We start from the raw sequence: 15,163 nt of genomic DNA on the forward strand, positions 1-15,163 counted from the left end.
GCCGGGCGATTCAGCGTCCGGTGGCATGCGAAAACAATGCCACCCCCGGCGCGGGCAAATCCGCCTCCAGCACGGTCCCGCTGGCCGATTCCGTCATCACCAGCCGCGACGTGCCCGGGCGATACGCAATGTTGGTGACCGTCCCGCCCATGGGACTGCGGATGAAGTGCGTCACGTCGCCATTCGGCTCCACCAGAAACGCGCCGCCCAGACTGGCGTGGGCCACCACCAGGCGATTGTCCGCGTCGACCGCCAGTCCGTCCGGCCCGCTGGTGCCGAAGAACGTCCGGAAGGCGCCGACCTTGGACAGCGTACCGTCGGCCAGCAGCGGCCCGCGCCACACCGAATTGCCGCGCGTCACCGCGGTGTACAGGAAGGCTTCGTTGCGATCCAGGGCGATGCCGTTGGGGCTGGGCACGTTGTCCAGCAGGCGGTCCAGCCGCCCTGACGGCGCCAGCCGATAGACCCGTCCGCTGGGATCATGCAGCCCGGTCTGGCCCTGGTCGGTGAAATACAGATTGCCCGCCGCGTCGAAGGTCAGGTCGTTGGGCCCCTTGAAGCCCTCCGAATTGCGGTGCCCCAACGGGGTATCGATGGCGCCGGTACGAGGATCCAGGCGCAGGATGCCGCGACGGTAGTCGGCGATCCACAGCGTCCCGTCGGCATGGATGGCGATGCCGTTGGGCCACCCATCGTATTCGGCTACCAGTTCCCACTCCAGCGCGGGGCTGATGCGGAAGATGCGTCCGTAGGGGATGTCCGTGACGTACAGATTGCCGTCGCGATCGAAGGCCGGGCCTTCCAGGAATCCATCGATGCGATGGCCTGGCTTGTTGGCCGACGCCCAGCCGTTCTCTCGCGGTTGCCGGAAGCGCTCGGGCAGCCGCGTCAGCGCGCGGGCTTCGATCACCACCGGTGGGGTAAAAGTCATGTTCCACATAGGTATTGCTCCAGGGCCAGGTCGGTGACTGGGTTCGCCCGGCGCACCGGACGTTCCCATGGCATCACGCCGATAGCCGCTTTTCCACGTCGCGATCCAGTTCCAGGCCCCAACCGGGGCCGTCGGGCAGCCGCAGGCGCCCATCGGCGATGGCGGGGCGATTGGCGACCAGCGCGTGATACAGCGGGTCGCGGTTCGGCTGCATCACTTCCACCCCCACGCCGTTCGGCACGGACGCCGCCAGCATCGCGCCCACCTGCGGTTCCAGGTGCGACAGCACGCCCACGCCGTAGGCCTGCGCCAGCGACGCCACCTTGCGCCAGGCGGTCGGCCCGCCGCCCCAGCTGGGATCGTAGTTGCAGATGTCGATGGCGCCCGCCGCCATCAGCTCTCGGCAGCCCGCCACGCTGATTTCGCTCTGGCCGGCGCAGATGGGTACCGGCACGGTGCGGCGCAGGCGCGCCAGGTCCTGGCGGTCGTTGGCCCAGTGGCAGGGTTCCTCCAGCCAGAAGATGTCCAGCGGCTCGACCAGTCGCGCGAACGTCAACGCCTGTTCGTAGTTCCAGCCCTGGTTGGGATCCGGCATCAGCTTGAAGCCGGGGCCGGCGCCATCGCGGGCCGCGCGCACGCGTTCCGCGTCGGCCTGCGGCGACAGCGCGCCCACCTTCAGCTTGCAGCCCGCGAAACTCTGCTCGCGCAACGATTCCATTTCACGCGCGACGCCGGCCAGGTCGTCTTCGGCGCGGTAGTAGCCACCCATGGCATACGCCGCCACGTCATCGGCATAGCCGCCCCACATCCGGTGCAAGGGCACGTCGAGCGCCTTGCCCACGGCGTCCCACAAGGCCGCGTCGACGCAGGCGATGGCGCGTATCGCCATGCGGCGATCGCGCAGGATGTCGCGCGTGGCCGGCTGCATGGCTTCCCAGCAGGCCTCGACCAGGAACGCGTCGCGCCCGATCAGGACCGGCGCCAGCTCGTCGCGGATCAGGCGCAGGATCTCCGCCTGGCCGGTGTCCTCGTTGTTGCCGAAGCACTCCCCGACGATGCCCTGGTCCGTGTAGACGCGCGTCAGCACCGTGCAGCGGTGCGTGATGAAGGCCGTCGCGGCCTTCAGGGGCCGCGGCAGCGGCATGCGCAGGGGAATGGCTTCGATACGTTCTATTCGCATTGCTGCTCCAGGAATCGGCGGCACGCCGCGTCGGGCCTAGCGCTCCCGCAAGGCCTCCGTCGGCACCGGGCGCGGCGGGTGGCCTTCGTACAGGGGAATGTACTGCCGTGGGATCGGCCCCTTGTTGCGCCCGCCCTGGCGCGTCTGCTCCCAGGCATGCGCCAGAATGCCCACCGAGCGCGACAGGCAGAACAAGCCGCGCGCCAAGGGGGCGGGGAAACCCAGTTCCGCATAGATCACCGCGGTGGCGCCGTCGATGTTCATCGGGATGGTCTTGCCCTTGCGCGCCGCCAGTTCGGCTTCGATGGCGCGCGCGATGTCCGCGTATTCGCCGCTGACCTCGCCCGCCTGGGCGGCCTGGTCGACCAGCGCCAGCAGGCGCGGCGCGCGCGGATCGATCGGGTGGAAACGATGGCCGAAGCCCGATACGAACTTCCCGTAATTCTCGATATAGGTATCGAGCGCGGCGCCCACCGCGGCGTCACGCGCCTGGCCGCCGCGCATGCGCGTCGCCACGTCCTGGTACAGTTCGACCGCCTGTTCGCCGGCGCCGCCATGCACGTCGCCCAGCACATTGACCGCCGACGCCATGGCGTTGTTCAGCCCCACGCCGCAGGTCGCCGCCATGCGCGCGATGGCGATGCTGGGCGCCTGCGGACCATGGTCCACGCCGGCCATCAGTGCCGCGTCCAGCAAGCGGCCCTGTCCGGGCGTGGGCAGTTCGCCGCGCAGCATCAGCCACGCCATCTGCGCGAAGCCCACGTTACCGATCAGGTCCTCGATGGCATAACCGTGATAGCGGATCACGCCCGGCTGCATATCGGTGATTTCCGTATGCCACCACTTGCGGCTTTCCAGCCCGTCGTCCTTCAATTCACCTGCGCTCATATCGCATCCTGCCCTATGGTTGTTTCCGTTCCTGGCGCGGCACGCCGCAGCCACCCCGACGCCGGCGCCGCCTTTATATGGCGCCCCCGTCCCTGAGCCGGCGGATATCGTCGGCCCCATAGCCGAGCTCGGCCAGCAACTCGTCGCTGTGCTGCCCCAGCATGGGCGGCGGGTGGTCCACGGCGGGCGCGGCGCCGTCCAGCTTGAAACCGGTCCGCACCAGGCGCACGTCGCGGCCGACGCCGGGCACGTTCGGGAAGTGCGCCACCATGCCGCGTTCGCTGATCTGCGGATGCGCCAGCGCCTGTTCCACCGTATAGACCGGCCCCGACGGCACGCCCGCCTGCGTCAGCAGCGGCCACCATTCCTGCGCGCCGCGCGTGCTCAGGGCGGACTCCAGTTCCGCCTTGAGCGCGAAGCGGTTGCGCAGCCGCGCATGGCGTTCGGCGTAATCGGGATGGGCGATCAGATCCTCGCGCCCCACCACGCGGCACAGCGCCTCGAACTGTTCCTGCTTGTTGGCGGCGATGTTCAGCAGTCCCTCGCCCGTCTGGAACGTGCCGGAAGGACTGGCGGTGATGTTCTCATTGCCCATGGGGCCGGGCGTGCGCCCCGCCACCAGGAAGTTCGATACCGCCCAACCCATGGTCGCCATCGTCGCTTCCAGCATGGACACGTCGATGAAACGCGCCTGCGTGCGCGGCTTTTCCGCCAGCGCCGCCGTGACGGCGAAGGCGGCCGTCATCCCGCCTATGGTGTCGGCGATGGGATAGCCCACCCGGTACGGCGCGGTCTCTGGATCGCCGGTAATGCTCATCACGCCGGACATGCCCTGGATGATCTGGTCGTAGGCCGGATAGTCCTTCAAGGGGCCGTCCTGGCCGAAGCCGGAGATCGCGCAGTACACCAGGTCCGACCGGTGCTCGCGCAGCACGTCGAAGCCCAGTCCCAAGCGCTTCATCACCCCCGGGCGGAAGTTCTCCACCAGCACGTCGGCTTCGCGCACCAGCCGCAGGAAAACCTGCTTGCCTTCGGCATGCTTGAGGTTCACGGATATCGACCGCTTGCCGGCATTCTGGGCCAGGAAGGACACGCCCATATGAGCCTTGTTCAGCTCGGGATCGGCGCCCAGCTGGCGCGCCAGGTCGCCGCTGCCCGGCGTTTCCACCTTGATGACGTCGGCGCCCATGTGGGCCAGTTGGTGACAGCAGAACGGTCCGGCCAGCACGTTGGTCAGATCCAGCACGCGTATGCCTGCCAGGGGTTTGGACATGTAGGGTTCCTCTTCGATACGGCGGCGGCGGTCCACGTCCCAGCGATGCGGCCCCGCGCCTTGCTTCACTCGCTACTCCGGCTTGATGCCGGCCTTCTCCATCACGGCATGCCAGCGCGCGATTTCGTCGCGGACCAGCGTGGCCGCCTGTTCCGGCGTGCTGCCCACGGGCTCCAGCGCCAGCTCGCGCAGCTGCGCTTGCATGTCGGGGCTTTGCAGCGACTTCACCATGGCCGCATTCAGCTTGTCGATGACCGGCTTGGGCGTGCCCGACGGCGCGGCGAAACCCACCCAGAACTGCATGTTCATGCCGGGCAGGCCGGACTCCTTGGCGTCCGGCACATCAGGCAGCGCCTCGATGCGATGGTCGCTGGCCACCATCAGCGCGCGCAGCTTGCCGGCACGGATCTGCGCCAGCGCGGTCGGCACCGACGTGATCATCGCCTGCACGCGGCCGGCCAGCAGGTCCTGCAGGGCCGCGCCCGCGCCGCGGAAGGGAATGTGCGACATCTTCACGCCCGCCAGGCTATTGAACAGCTCGCCGCCCAGGTGCGTATTGGTGCCCACCCCGCCCGAACCGAAGAAGTACTTGTCGGGATGCGCCTTGACCAGCGCGATGAACTCCTGCACGGTCTTGGCCGGAACGGAGGGATGCACCACCAGCACGTGCGGCACCTGGACCAGGGTCGTGATGTTGGTGAAGGCCTTGTTCGGATCGTAGGGCAGGCTCTTGATCAGGCTGGCCGCGATGGCATAGGACATCTCCTGCGTCAGCAGCGTGTAGCCGTCCGGCGCCGAGCGCGCCGCGCCGCCCCAGCCGATCACGCCGCCACCGCCCGTGCGGTTTTCCACCACCACGGAGGTATTCAGCGCCTGGCCCAGGGCCTTGGCTTCCAGGCGGGCCACCAGGTCCGTCGACCCACCCACGCTGAAGGGCACGATGATATTGATGGGATGGCTGGGATAGTCGTCCGCGGCCGTCGCCGCGCCCGCCACGCAGAATGCGAGCAGTGCGCCGCACAGGCGGGTCGTCCAGGTTCTGGTCCAGGCTGACTTCCCGCCGGGCGTGGTTTGTTTCATCTCGTCTCCTTGCTTTATTCGTGGATTCAAACCGTGATGGCCGCGCGCGGCCTTATTCCATCTTCGTGCCGGAATCGCGCACCGCCTTGCCCCAGCGGTCGTATTCGCTGGCCATGAACTTCGATGCATCGGCCACGCTGCCGCCCAGCGTCACGCTGCCTTCGGCCGCGAAGCGCTGCTGCGTCAGGGGCTGCTTCAGCGCGTCGTTCGTCGCGCGGTTCAGGCTGTCGACGATCGAGGCCGGCGTGCCGCGCGGGGCCACCAGCGCTTTCCAGTCCTCGGCCTCGAAGCCGGGATAGCCCTGTTCGGCGATCGTCGGCACGTCCTTGGCTACCGGCAGCCGCTTGAGCGAGGTGACCGCCACCGCGTGCAGCTTGCCCGACTGCATCAGGGGCAGCACGCTGGCCGGCGTACCGAAATACAGGTCCACCTGGCCGCCCGCCAGGTCCGCCAGCGCGCGCGCCGCGCCGGGATACGGCACGTGGAATATCTTGATCCCCGCCTGGATGGCGAACATCTCGCCGGCCAGGTGGCCGACGGTGCCGATGCCGGCGGACGCCATGTTGAGCTTGCCGGGATTGGCCTTGGCCGCGTCGACCAGGCTCTTCAGCGTGCTGATCGGCGAGCCTTCACGCACCACCAGGATCATGGGCTGGCCGGACACCAGCGCGATGGGCGCGAAGTCCTTGCGCGCGTCATACGGCATGTTCTTGTAGAGCGAGGGGTTGATGGCCAGATTGGACGTCTGCCCCATGCCGATGGTCATGCCGTCCGCGTTGGCGTGGGACAGCAGGCCCAGGCCGATATTGCCGCCGGCGCCGGGACGGTTTTCCACGACGATGTTCCAGCCGGTCAGCTGCGTGATGGCCTGCGCGATGGTGCGCGACGACGCATCGGTACCGCCGCCCGGCGGGAACGGCACGATCAGCGTGACCGGACCGGAGGGATACTTGCCTTGCGCGCGGGCGATCGCCGGCAGCGACAGCAGCGGCGCGGCCGCCATGCCGGCCAGCAGGGTGCGGCGGTGTGGGTTCATGTTGTCTCCTCGATAACGCTTTGTTTGTGAAAACGGGATGGCCGCAACGCGGCCGTGGACATCGACTATTCGTTCGCGCGGCGCGCGCGTATGGCCGCGTTCACGCTCTGGCCATAACGCATCGCGCCTTCCCAATCGGCAACCTGGGCGGGCACATGGTCCAGCGACTTCTTGGTTTCTTCCAGCGCGGCGACGTCGAACCCGGCGATACGCGTGGCGAGTTCGCGCGCCCGCGCGAGCAGCCCGTCGGCCGCCACCACTTCATTGACCACGCCCCAGCGTTCGGCGGTATGCGCGTCGATACGCTCGGCGGTCAACAGCATCCATGCGACCCGCTTGCGCGGCCAGGACAGCATGCCGGTCGGCCCGGCCGCGCCGGCGTAGGCCGACGAGGCCAGCTCCGGGCAGCCCAGCCAGGCGTCTTCGGCGGCCAGGGCCAGATCGCAGGAGTTCACCAGCGTCATCCCGCCGCCCAGCGCCATGCCGTTGACGGCGGCGATGAACACCGCGGGGTGTCGGCGTATCGCCATGTTGACGGCGATCCACTCGTCGCCCGAGGTATCCCGCTGGCCCGCCGCCAGCTCGCCGGCGCGCTCCTTCAGATCGAGCCCCGCGCAGAAGCTGCCATCGGTGCCGGTCAAGACGATGCAGCGGGCCTGGCCCTGCAGGCTGTCGAAAGCGCGCAGCAGCGCGATGCGCGCGCGGCGATCCAGCGCATTGCGCCGGGCGGTGCGCGCGATGCGGACGACGGCCCAGCCTGGATGGCGTTCGACGATGATGGGGTCCGCGTTGGGCGCCGTCGCCGCCGGCGACGCAGGATTCGCCATGCCGTCAGGGTCGGCGGGAACGCCGGCCGACGCGCCATCCGGCGACGCCGCGGGTCTTGTCTCCATGAGTTTCATTAGATAGAATATCGTTCTATCTATGATGTACGGGTCCGCCGCGGATGTCAATTCGCGTGGCCGTTACGCACTCCCGCCCCTTCGCGTTTTCGCATTCCCGCGTTCCGCATCCCCGTATCCGTCAGCCCGAATCCATGCCGCGTAAATCCGCCATCCCCTCCATTGCCGACCGCAACGCCGCCGAAGGCGGTGTCGCCGCTGTCGATCGCGCGCTCTCCGTGCTGGGGGTCTTCTCCGCCGCCACGCCTCTGCTCAGCCTGGCGGACATCTCCGCCCTGACGGAAATGCATAAAAGCACCGTCCTGCGCCTGCTCGCGTCGCTGGAACACGCCCACCTCATCCGGCGCCAGCCGGACGGCCGCTATGCCCTGGGCGCGGGCATCGTCCGCCTGCACCAGATCTACGCCGCGTCGTTCTCGCTGGAATCGGTCATCATGCCCGCGCTGCGCGAGCTGGTCGCCCAGACCAAGGAAAGCGCCGCCTTCCACGTCCGGCAGGGCGATCGCCGCCTCTGCCTGCACCGCGTCGATTCCCCACGTCCCGTGCGCGACCACATCCGCCCGGGCGACCTGCTGCCCCTGGACCGCGGTGCCGGCGGCCGCGTCATCACCGCCTATTCGGGCGCCACAGGCCCTATGTACGCCCGCATCCGTCGCGACCAGGTGGTGGTGCTCGTCGGCGACCGCATTCCGGAAATCGCCGGCATCGCCGCGCCCGTCTTCAATCCGGACGGCGAATTCCTGGGCGCGTTCACGCTGACCATGCCCGCGGACCGCTTCGACCCCGCCTACGAAAAGCCCGTCGTCCAGGGCGCGCGCAAACTGACCGCCGTGTTGGGCGGGGAGTACCCGCCACCAGCCTGACCTGGAGCCCGGCGGCACAGCATTTGCAGGGCTCCCGCGATCCTAGGGGGAGCCTGCGATGCACATCAAACAGTTCTTCGGCCTGTCGAAGAAGGCCGTCAATGCCTGGCTGGACGATTACGCGCCCAGCATGGGCGCGGCCATCGCCTTCTATACGGTGTTCTCGCTGGCGCCGCTGGTCATCATCGTGATCGCGGTGGCGGGGTTCTTCTGGGGCCGCGAGGCGGTGCAGGGCCAACTGTTCGAGCAGATCAACGCGCTGGTCGGCGCCGACGGCGCGAAAGCAGTGGAAAGCGTGGTGCAGGGCGCGCAGGCGCCCGCGCAAGGCATCTTCGCCACCATCGCGAGCGTGGTCGTCCTGCTGGTCGGCTCCACGACGGTGTTCGCCGAATTGCAAAGCGCCCTGGACCGCATCTGGGAAGTCCCCGCGGCGGAGAAGCAATCCGGCATCTGGAACACCATCCGCGCCCGGCTGCTGTCGCTGGGCCTGGTACTGGCGCTGGCCTTCCTGCTGATGGTGTCGCTGATCGTCAGCGCCGTGCTGGCCGCGATGGGCAGCTGGGCCTCGGGCATGATGCCGGGCTGGGAGATCATGCTGCAGGCCATCAACATCGTGGTGGCCCTGGCCATCATGACCGTCCTGTTCGCGATGATCTACCGTTTCATGCCCCGGGCGTCGGTCGCCTGGCGCGACGTATGGACCGGGGCTTTCGTCACCGCCGTCCTGTTCGAGATCGGCAAATTCCTGATCGGTCTCTACGTCGGCAAGGCGTCGGTGGCGTCGTCCTATGCGGCGGCGGGCTCGCTGGTCGTCGTGCTCATCTGGGTGTATTACGCGGCCCAGGTCTTCCTGCTGGGCGCGGAATTCACCTGGGTCTACGCCAACGAACATGGCTCGCGCCGGGGCGCGGCGCCGCAGGCGGCGGTTGCCGGTCGACCCTGAATGGTCAGCCCTGAATCTCGGGCTCGACCAGTTGGGCCAGTTGCGCCAGCGACTCCTGCCAGCCCAGGTAGCACATCTCCACCGGGATCACTTCCGGAAGGCCTTCCTGCAGGATGTTCAGCTCCGTTCCGCAGACCACCTGTTTCAGCGTGATCGTCGCCTGCATCTTGCCGGGCAGGTTGGGATCGTCGAACTGGTCGGAATAGCGGATTTTTTCATTGGGCACCAGCTCCAGGTATTCCCCGCCGAAGGAATGGGCCGCGCCCGTGCCGAAGTTCCGGAACGACATCCGGTACGTCCCACCTACCTTGGGATCCATGTGATGCACCTGGCAGGTAAAACCGAAAGGCGCGATCCATTTCGCGATCGCGTCCGGCTCGAGAAACGCCCGGTAGACGCGTTCGGCGGGCGCTTTCAGGACACGATGAAGTTTGACGGTTCCGGTAGCCATGGTGGTTTGCCTCGCAGCAGAGTGGATGTACCTGTACGACGATGCAGGACCTGCATTATCGACATCCGGGGAAAGAATCGTTCGGCAAACCGAATTGCCGCACTGCAGCATTAGGGAAAACGCCCTCTATGCCTTGAAGCCATTTTGCATTCAAAATGCAAAATAGGCGGCGGTGCTTTGTGCTCGGGCAGGTGCTCTTTCCGGACTCCGGCCGCGTCGCCTGCCCGCTCACCGTCCCAGAGTCCGCCCCATGTTGCAGCTCGATTTTCATCCGACCGGTCGCCATTTTCTACAGATCCCGGGTCCCAGCCCCGTGCCGGATCGCATCCTGCGCGCGATCAGCCTGCCCACCATCGATCATCGCGGCCCCGAATTCGGCGCGTTGGGCCGCGATGTCCTCGACAAGATCAAGGACGTTTTCCAGACGCGCTCGCCTGTCATCATCTACCCCGCCTCGGGCACCGGCGCATGGGAAGCCGCGCTGACCAACACCCTGAGTCCCGGCGACGACGTCATCATGTTCGAGACCGGCCACTTCGCGGCCTTGTGGAAAGCGATGGCCGACCGGCTCGGATTGAACGCCGAAGTCCTGTCGTGGGAAGGCAAGGACGAGTACCTTCCCAACGCCCCCGGATGGCGCCACGGCGTGCAGGCCGATGCCATCGAACGCCGCCTGCGCCAGGACACCGCCCGCAAGATCAAGGCGGTGTGCGTGGTGCACAACGAAACCTCGACCGGCGCCACCTCCGATATCGCCGCGGTCCGCCGGGCCATCGACGCGGCCGGCCATCCCGCGCTGCTCATGGTGGACAGCATCTCGGGCCTCGGCAGCATCGACTACCGCCATGACGAATGGGGCGTGGACGTCACCATCAGCGGATCGCAGAAGGGCCTGATGCTGCCGCCCGGAATGAGCTTCAATGCCCTCTCGCCACGCGCCATCGAGGCCAGCAAGACCGCCGGCTTCCCCCGATCATTCTGGGCCTGGGGCGAGATCCTCGCCATGAACGCGGACGGCTACTGGCCGTATACGCCCAATACCAACCTGCTGTATGGCCTGTCCGAATCGCTGGATATGCTGCGCGCCGAGGGCTTGCCCAATGTGTTCGCACGTCATGATCGCTGGGCGGCGGCGGTGCGCAGCGCCGTCGTGGCGTGGGGCCTGCCTATCCTGTGCGCGGACGAACAATGTTATTCGTCCGTGCTGACCGGCGTCATCGTGCCGGCTGGCGTCGATGCCGACGCGCTGCGCCGCCTCATCCACGAGCGTTTCGATCTTTCCCTGGGCACCGGCCTGGGCAAGGTGAAGGGGCGCGTATTCCGCATGGGCCACCTGGGCGACAGCAATGACCTTACCCTCGTCGCCATGGTCGCCGGGGTCGAGATGGGCCTGCGGCAGACCGGGGTACCACTGGCCGGCAGTGGCGTCGAGGCAATAATGGCGTATCTCGGCAGCCACGCCGCGCCGGGATACCGGCAAGCCGCCGCCACCCCAGGCGCGGCGTAATCGCCGACCGCGGCCCGCACACAAATTTGCATCAGGTGAATACATGAAGAATTTCGACGAAGTCATCGCTTTGGCTCAGGCGGGCGAATCCAGCTGGGACCGCGAGGTGACTGACAACTTCGGCGTCCATCTGAAAGAGCGTCCGCCGTTGAACCGCTTGTTCGGTCCGCTTCATGCGCGCGGTCCGGCATCCGGGGTCATCCTGCTGGATGGCAAGGAAGTGGCGGCCTGGGGCGAACCGGACCGCGCCGACCTCACCTACAGCGTGGTCAAGACCTACATCGCCCTGGTGGCCGGGGTGGCGTACGACCAGGGACTGCTGCCCGACGTCGATGCTCGCATCGGTGAACGCCTACCCGGCATCGGCTTCGACGAGGGCAACAACGCCAAGATCACCTGGCGCCAGATGCTGCAGCAGACCAGCGAATGGGAAGGCACGCTCTGGGACATTCCCGACCAAGCCGACCGCTACAGCACGGCCACTTTCGGCGCCCCCGCCGCCGGCAGCAAGGGCGACGCCCGCCCCTTGCAGGAACCCGGCACCTATTGGGAATACAACGATATCCGCGTCAACCAGCTCGCGCGCGCGCTGATGTATCTGTTCGAGCGCCCGCTGCCCGAGGTTTTCCGCGAATTCATCATGACGCCCATCGGCGCGTCGACCAACTGGCGCTGGGTCGGCTACGACAACGCCTGGGTCGAGATCAACGGCCAGCGCATGCAGTCCGTCACCGGCGGTTCGCACTGGGGCGGCGGCATGTCGATCAGCGCGCGCGACCAGGCCCTCATCGGCAATATGATGCTCAATGGCGGCCAGGCCAACGGCAAGCAAGTGCTGTCCAAGGATTGGCTGGCGCAGATGTACACGCCGTGCGCGCTCGCGCACAACTACGGTTATCTCATCTGGCTGAACGAAGCGCCCAAGATATTCCCCGAGCTGCCGGCATCGAGCCGCTTCCAGATCGGCGCGGGCAGTTCGTTCGTCTGGATGGAAAAAGAGCACGGCATGGTCGCGGTGATGCGGTGGCTCGACAAGACCCGCGCGAACGAGGTCTTCACCCGCCTGTTCCAGGTCATCAAGTAAACAAGTTGCCCCCTCATCCGGGGGCGTCCCCTTCCTAGCAACCCAACACGCGTAGACGACCATGGCACACGGCAGCTTCTTGTTCAGAAAACTCATCGCGCTTTCCGCAGGCATGCTGCTGGTGACATCGGCGGTCGCGCAATCCTCCTATCCGAGCAAACCCATCACGCTGGTGGTGGGCTTTTCCGCCGGCAGCAGCATCGACCTCGTCGCGCGGATCATCGGCGACAAATTGTCCAAGTCACTCGGGCAAAGCGTCATCGTGGAAAACAAGGCCGGCGCCGGCGGCAATATCGCGGCCAGCTATGTGGCGCGCGCGCCCAAGGATGGCTATACCCTGCTCGTCGCCGCGAACAGCCTGGCGGTCAGCTCGGCGCTCTACAAGAACATCGGTTTCGACGCCAGCAAGGACTTCCAGGCCGTTGCCTATATCGGCATCAGCCCGGTCGACCTGAAGGTCAACGCGCGACTGGGCATCAACAGTCTCGACGACCTGATCAAGTACGGCAAGGAACACCCGAACAAGCTGAACTACGGCTCGTCCGGCGTCGGCGGCACGCCGCACATGGCAACCGTGCTGTTCGAACAGGTGACGGGCGTGAAGATGACGCACATTCCCTACAAGGGCGGCGGCGATGCGCTGAGCGCACTCATGGGCGGACAGGTCGACGTCCTGATCAATCCTATCCTCGGGTCCGCCAACACCGACAAAATCAAGACGCTGGCCATCACCGGCGACCAGCGATCCAGTCTCTCGCCCAACGTGCCCACCTTCAAGGAGCTGGGTTACGGGAAATACGATATCGGCGTCTACTACGGGATCGTCGGTCCGGCCGGCATGCCCAAGGATGCCGTGGACAAGCTCAACGCCAGCGTGCGGTCCATCCTGGCCGACCCGTCCGTGGTCAGCACATTGACCGAGAAGCAAGGCGTGGTGCTCAAGGCGGAAAGCCCGCAGGCCTTCCAGGATTACCTGAACCGCGACATCCAGCGCTGGAAAACCATCGTCAAGGAAACGGGCACGTCGCTGGACTAAGGCGTCCCTGACCGGGCGTCCCTGACCGGGCGTCCCCGATCGGGCATTCCCGATCAGGCGCCGCCGGTGTTGCCCTGCCTTCTGATGCGAAGCTGGGCAATGACCACATCGGCCTTGTCACGCAGATGCTGCGTCAATAGACGGCGCAGCATTTGCGCATCCCGCGATGCCAATGCGTCCATCATTTTCTCGTGATCGCCGACGGCCCGTTCCCACTTGGCCTTGTCGTGATTCGTGTTGAAGCGCAGCGACTGGACGCGCGCATTGATGGTCTGGTAGGTTCTTTCCAGCAGGGGATTCTTGGCGGCGCCGATGATGGCGCGATGAATCGCCGCGTTCAATCGATAGTACGTGGACAAGTCCTTTTCCACGTAGCTGTCCAGCATCCTGGCATGCAGCGATTGCAGTGCGTCCAGCTCGTCGTCGGTGATGCGCCGACAGGCCAGCTCGCCCGCCAACCCTTCGAGCTCGGACAGCAGTTCGAAAGCATGGTGCACGTCCGCTTCCGTCAAATCCACCGCGATGGCGCCACGATTGGGCAGCAGGTCGACCAATCCTTCCGACGCGAGCAGCTTGATCGCTTCGCGCAGCGGCGTCCTGGAAATCTTCAGAAGCTCGCAGAGCTCCCGTTCGTTCAATTTCTTTCCCGGCGGTATGACGCCTTCGATCAACAAGGCACGCAGCCTCGACACCACCTGATCGTGCAAGGAGGGGCGCGCGATCTCGAAACGGGTTTCGCGATCGGATTCGAGGGAAAGGGTTGAATTCATACTCGCGTGGCCGCCGATGCACCGCGTTGAATGTTTAGGAATTGTACCGGCTGGATCGACGCCGACGCCGCGTGCCGGCGCTGCGAAATGCCCCCGGAAACGAAAATTCCGGCGCAAACAAAAATGCCGGCTGTTCGCCGGCATTTCTTCGTCACATCGCGGTTGTGCGTTGAGCTTGCGTTGTGCTTGTGCGCTGTACTTCCGCGTTTGTATTCTGCGTCTTGGTGGGCGGTACTGGTTTCGAACCAGTGACCCCTGCCGTGTGAAGGCAGTGCTCTACCACTGAGCTAACCGCCCCAAGAGAGACAACGATTCTAGCATGTGGAATTTGGTGATGGCAAATCAGCGGCCGCCGGGCGACTGGCGCGGGAGCTCGCCAGCCCCAGGCTAGGCGGCCTGGGCTTCCTGCACCACCGGCGCCGGATCCCACTGCCGCCACAGGCAGGCGCCGCCCACCGACTTATCCAGCGCCGCCAGGTAGGCTTCGTGCTCGGCCAGTTCTTCCGCGCTGGCGCGGATGACCGGCAGGCCGGACGCGTCGAAGCGCGCCAGCACCACGCCTTCCGACTGGCCCTTGCCGCCGGACTCGTCCATGTCGATCAGCAGCGCGTCCTGGCCGCGCGTCATCGCCAGCCAGACTTCGCCGAGCAGGCGCGCGTCCAGCAAGGCGCCGTGCAGCGTCCGGTGCGCGTTCGAAATACCGTAGCGCTCGCACAGCGCATCCAGCGAATTCCGCTTGCCCGGGTGCAGCTCGCGCGCGTGCATCAAGGAATCGGTGATCGTCGCGCAGAACTCGTGCATGGGCCCGCGGCCGATGCGTGCCAGTTCGGCGTTGATGAACTTGGTATCGAAGGCCGCGTTGTGGATGATGACTTCCGCGCCATCCAGGAAACTGCACAGCTCGTCCGCGACGTCCTGGAAGCGCGGTTTGTCCGCCAGGAATTCCGTGGTCAGCCCGTGCACCGCCAAGGCTTCGGGATCGCTGTCGCGGTCCGGGTTCAGGTACACGTGCATGGTATTGCCCGTGACCATGCGGTTGACGATTTCCAGGCAGCCGATTTCGACGATGCGGTGGCCCTGGGCGGGCTCCAGGCCGGTGGTTTCGGTATCGAGGATGATTTGGCGCATGGCCGGTAGTGTACCCGGCCGACGCCGCGCGGGACACGGGCTGACGCCATGCCCTGCGGCCCTAGGCCGGGCGCCCCTGAGCCGGGCGCCC

Annotated in this window: 15 protein-coding genes and 1 tRNA gene; 5 read left to right on the top strand and 11 right to left on the bottom strand. The window is 66.4% G+C overall.

Features of this window, described 5'->3' with window-relative positions; translation table 11 throughout:
* Positions 1-10: 10 nt before the first annotated feature.
* The 7 genes from CAL26_RS22975 to CAL26_RS23005 form a co-directional block, all read right to left on the bottom strand.
* Complete coding sequence (locus CAL26_RS22975; RefSeq protein WP_094849002.1) at positions 11-940, bottom strand: SMP-30/gluconolactonase/LRE family protein; 930 nt, start codon at positions 938-940, stop codon at positions 11-13.
* 64 nt (positions 941-1,004) lie between these two features.
* Positions 1,005-2,111 carry a mandelate racemase/muconate lactonizing enzyme family protein gene (locus tag CAL26_RS22980; RefSeq protein WP_094849003.1) on the bottom strand — a complete coding sequence of 369 codons (1,107 nt, stop codon included), beginning with the start codon at positions 2,109-2,111 and terminating at the stop codon, positions 1,005-1,007.
* Between the two features lie 36 nt (positions 2,112-2,147).
* Positions 2,148-2,999, bottom strand: coding sequence for a citryl-CoA lyase (locus CAL26_RS22985; RefSeq protein WP_094849004.1), 852 nt, complete (start codon positions 2,997-2,999; stop codon positions 2,148-2,150).
* 73 nt (positions 3,000-3,072) lie between these two features.
* Positions 3,073-4,272 (bottom strand): CaiB/BaiF CoA transferase family protein, encoded by a 1,200-nt coding sequence (locus CAL26_RS22990; protein WP_094850041.1) that lies wholly within the window; start codon positions 4,270-4,272, stop codon positions 3,073-3,075.
* Between the two features lie 72 nt (positions 4,273-4,344).
* Positions 4,345-5,352 (bottom strand): Bug family tripartite tricarboxylate transporter substrate binding protein, encoded by a 1,008-nt coding sequence (locus CAL26_RS22995; protein ID WP_179283459.1) that lies wholly within the window; start codon positions 5,350-5,352, stop codon positions 4,345-4,347.
* A gap of 52 nt (positions 5,353-5,404) precedes the next feature.
* Complete coding sequence (locus CAL26_RS23000) at positions 5,405-6,388, bottom strand: Bug family tripartite tricarboxylate transporter substrate binding protein (protein WP_094849006.1); 984 nt, start codon at positions 6,386-6,388, stop codon at positions 5,405-5,407.
* Between the two features lie 65 nt (positions 6,389-6,453).
* Positions 6,454-7,281 (bottom strand): enoyl-CoA hydratase/isomerase family protein, encoded by an 828-nt coding sequence (locus CAL26_RS23005; protein WP_179283460.1) that lies wholly within the window; start codon positions 7,279-7,281, stop codon positions 6,454-6,456.
* A gap of 143 nt (positions 7,282-7,424) precedes the next feature.
* Here CAL26_RS23005 and CAL26_RS23010 point away from each other — a divergent pair, with 143 nt between their 5' ends.
* Both CAL26_RS23010 and CAL26_RS23015 read left to right on the top strand, forming a co-directional pair.
* Entirely contained in the window at positions 7,425-8,153 is a 729-nt protein-coding gene (locus CAL26_RS23010; protein WP_094849008.1) for an IclR family transcriptional regulator, read from the top strand.
* 58 nt (positions 8,154-8,211) lie between these two features.
* Positions 8,212-9,096 carry a YihY/virulence factor BrkB family protein gene (locus tag CAL26_RS23015; RefSeq protein WP_094849009.1) on the top strand — a complete coding sequence of 295 codons (885 nt, stop codon included), beginning with the start codon at positions 8,212-8,214 and terminating at the stop codon, positions 9,094-9,096.
* A 4-nt stretch (positions 9,097-9,100) separates the two neighbouring features.
* Here the strand turns inward: CAL26_RS23015 and CAL26_RS23020 are convergent, their stop codons facing one another.
* Positions 9,101-9,547 carry an SRPBCC family protein gene (locus CAL26_RS23020; RefSeq protein WP_094849010.1) on the bottom strand — a complete coding sequence of 149 codons (447 nt, stop codon included), beginning with the start codon at positions 9,545-9,547 and terminating at the stop codon, positions 9,101-9,103.
* Between the two features lie 250 nt (positions 9,548-9,797).
* Here CAL26_RS23020 and CAL26_RS23025 point away from each other — a divergent pair, with 250 nt between their 5' ends.
* From CAL26_RS23025 to CAL26_RS23035, 3 genes are all read left to right on the top strand, one after another.
* Complete coding sequence (locus CAL26_RS23025; protein ID WP_094849011.1) at positions 9,798-11,054, top strand: pyridoxal-phosphate-dependent aminotransferase family protein; 1,257 nt, start codon at positions 9,798-9,800, stop codon at positions 11,052-11,054.
* A gap of 43 nt (positions 11,055-11,097) precedes the next feature.
* Entirely contained in the window at positions 11,098-12,138 is a 1,041-nt protein-coding gene (locus CAL26_RS23030; RefSeq protein ID WP_094849012.1) for a serine hydrolase domain-containing protein, read from the top strand.
* A gap of 79 nt (positions 12,139-12,217) precedes the next feature.
* The gene (locus CAL26_RS23035) at positions 12,218-13,174 is read left to right on the top strand and encodes a Bug family tripartite tricarboxylate transporter substrate binding protein (protein ID WP_179283461.1); all 957 of its coding nucleotides are present in this window, start codon (positions 12,218-12,220) and stop codon (positions 13,172-13,174) included.
* Positions 13,175-13,227: 53 nt separating this feature from the next.
* On the opposite strand, the gene CAL26_RS23040 is transcribed toward CAL26_RS23035, so the two are convergent.
* The 3 genes from CAL26_RS23040 to dnaQ all read right to left on the bottom strand — a co-directional run bounded on the left by CAL26_RS23040 (position 13,228) and on the right by dnaQ (position 15,072).
* Positions 13,228-13,944, bottom strand: a complete 717-nt coding sequence (locus tag CAL26_RS23040) for a GntR family transcriptional regulator (protein ID WP_094849014.1) — start codon at positions 13,942-13,944, stop codon at positions 13,228-13,230.
* Positions 13,945-14,166: 222 nt separating this feature from the next.
* Positions 14,167-14,241: transfer RNA gene (locus CAL26_RS23045), tRNA-Val, on the bottom strand.
* Positions 14,242-14,331: 90 nt separating this feature from the next.
* Entirely contained in the window at positions 14,332-15,072 is a 741-nt protein-coding gene (dnaQ, locus tag CAL26_RS23050) for a DNA polymerase III subunit epsilon (protein ID WP_094849015.1), read from the bottom strand.
* Positions 15,073-15,163 lie beyond the last annotated feature (91 nt).

This window comes from Bordetella genomosp. 9 (assembly GCF_002261425.1).
GTDB lineage: Bacteria > Pseudomonadota > Gammaproteobacteria > Burkholderiales > Burkholderiaceae_B > Bordetella_C.

Coding starts and splice junctions, on each gene's coding strand:
- CAL26_RS22975 (WP_094849002.1), bottom strand. CDS start 940: ATGTGGAACATGACTTTTACCCCACCGGTGGTGATCGAAGCCCGCGCG.
- CAL26_RS22980 (WP_094849003.1), bottom strand. CDS start 2,111: ATGCGAATAGAACGTATCGAAGCCATTCCCCTGCGCATGCCGCTGCCG.
- CAL26_RS22985 (WP_094849004.1), bottom strand. CDS start 2,999: ATGAGCGCAGGTGAATTGAAGGACGACGGGCTGGAAAGCCGCAAGTGG.
- CAL26_RS22990 (WP_094850041.1), bottom strand. CDS start 4,272: ATGTCCAAACCCCTGGCAGGCATACGCGTGCTGGATCTGACCAACGTG.
- CAL26_RS22995 (WP_179283459.1), bottom strand. CDS start 5,352: ATGAAACAAACCACGCCCGGCGGGAAGTCAGCCTGGACCAGAACCTGG.
- CAL26_RS23000 (WP_094849006.1), bottom strand. CDS start 6,388: ATGAACCCACACCGCCGCACCCTGCTGGCCGGCATGGCGGCCGCGCCG.
- CAL26_RS23005 (WP_179283460.1), bottom strand. CDS start 7,281: ATGGAGACAAGACCCGCGGCGTCGCCGGATGGCGCGTCGGCCGGCGTT.
- CAL26_RS23010 (WP_094849008.1), top strand. CDS start 7,425: ATGCCGCGTAAATCCGCCATCCCCTCCATTGCCGACCGCAACGCCGCC.
- CAL26_RS23015 (WP_094849009.1), top strand. CDS start 8,212: ATGCACATCAAACAGTTCTTCGGCCTGTCGAAGAAGGCCGTCAATGCC.
- CAL26_RS23020 (WP_094849010.1), bottom strand. CDS start 9,547: ATGGCTACCGGAACCGTCAAACTTCATCGTGTCCTGAAAGCGCCCGCC.
- CAL26_RS23025 (WP_094849011.1), top strand. CDS start 9,798: ATGTTGCAGCTCGATTTTCATCCGACCGGTCGCCATTTTCTACAGATC.
- CAL26_RS23030 (WP_094849012.1), top strand. CDS start 11,098: ATGAAGAATTTCGACGAAGTCATCGCTTTGGCTCAGGCGGGCGAATCC.
- CAL26_RS23040 (WP_094849014.1), bottom strand. CDS start 13,944: ATGAATTCAACCCTTTCCCTCGAATCCGATCGCGAAACCCGTTTCGAG.
- dnaQ (WP_094849015.1), bottom strand. CDS start 15,072: ATGCGCCAAATCATCCTCGATACCGAAACCACCGGCCTGGAGCCCGCC.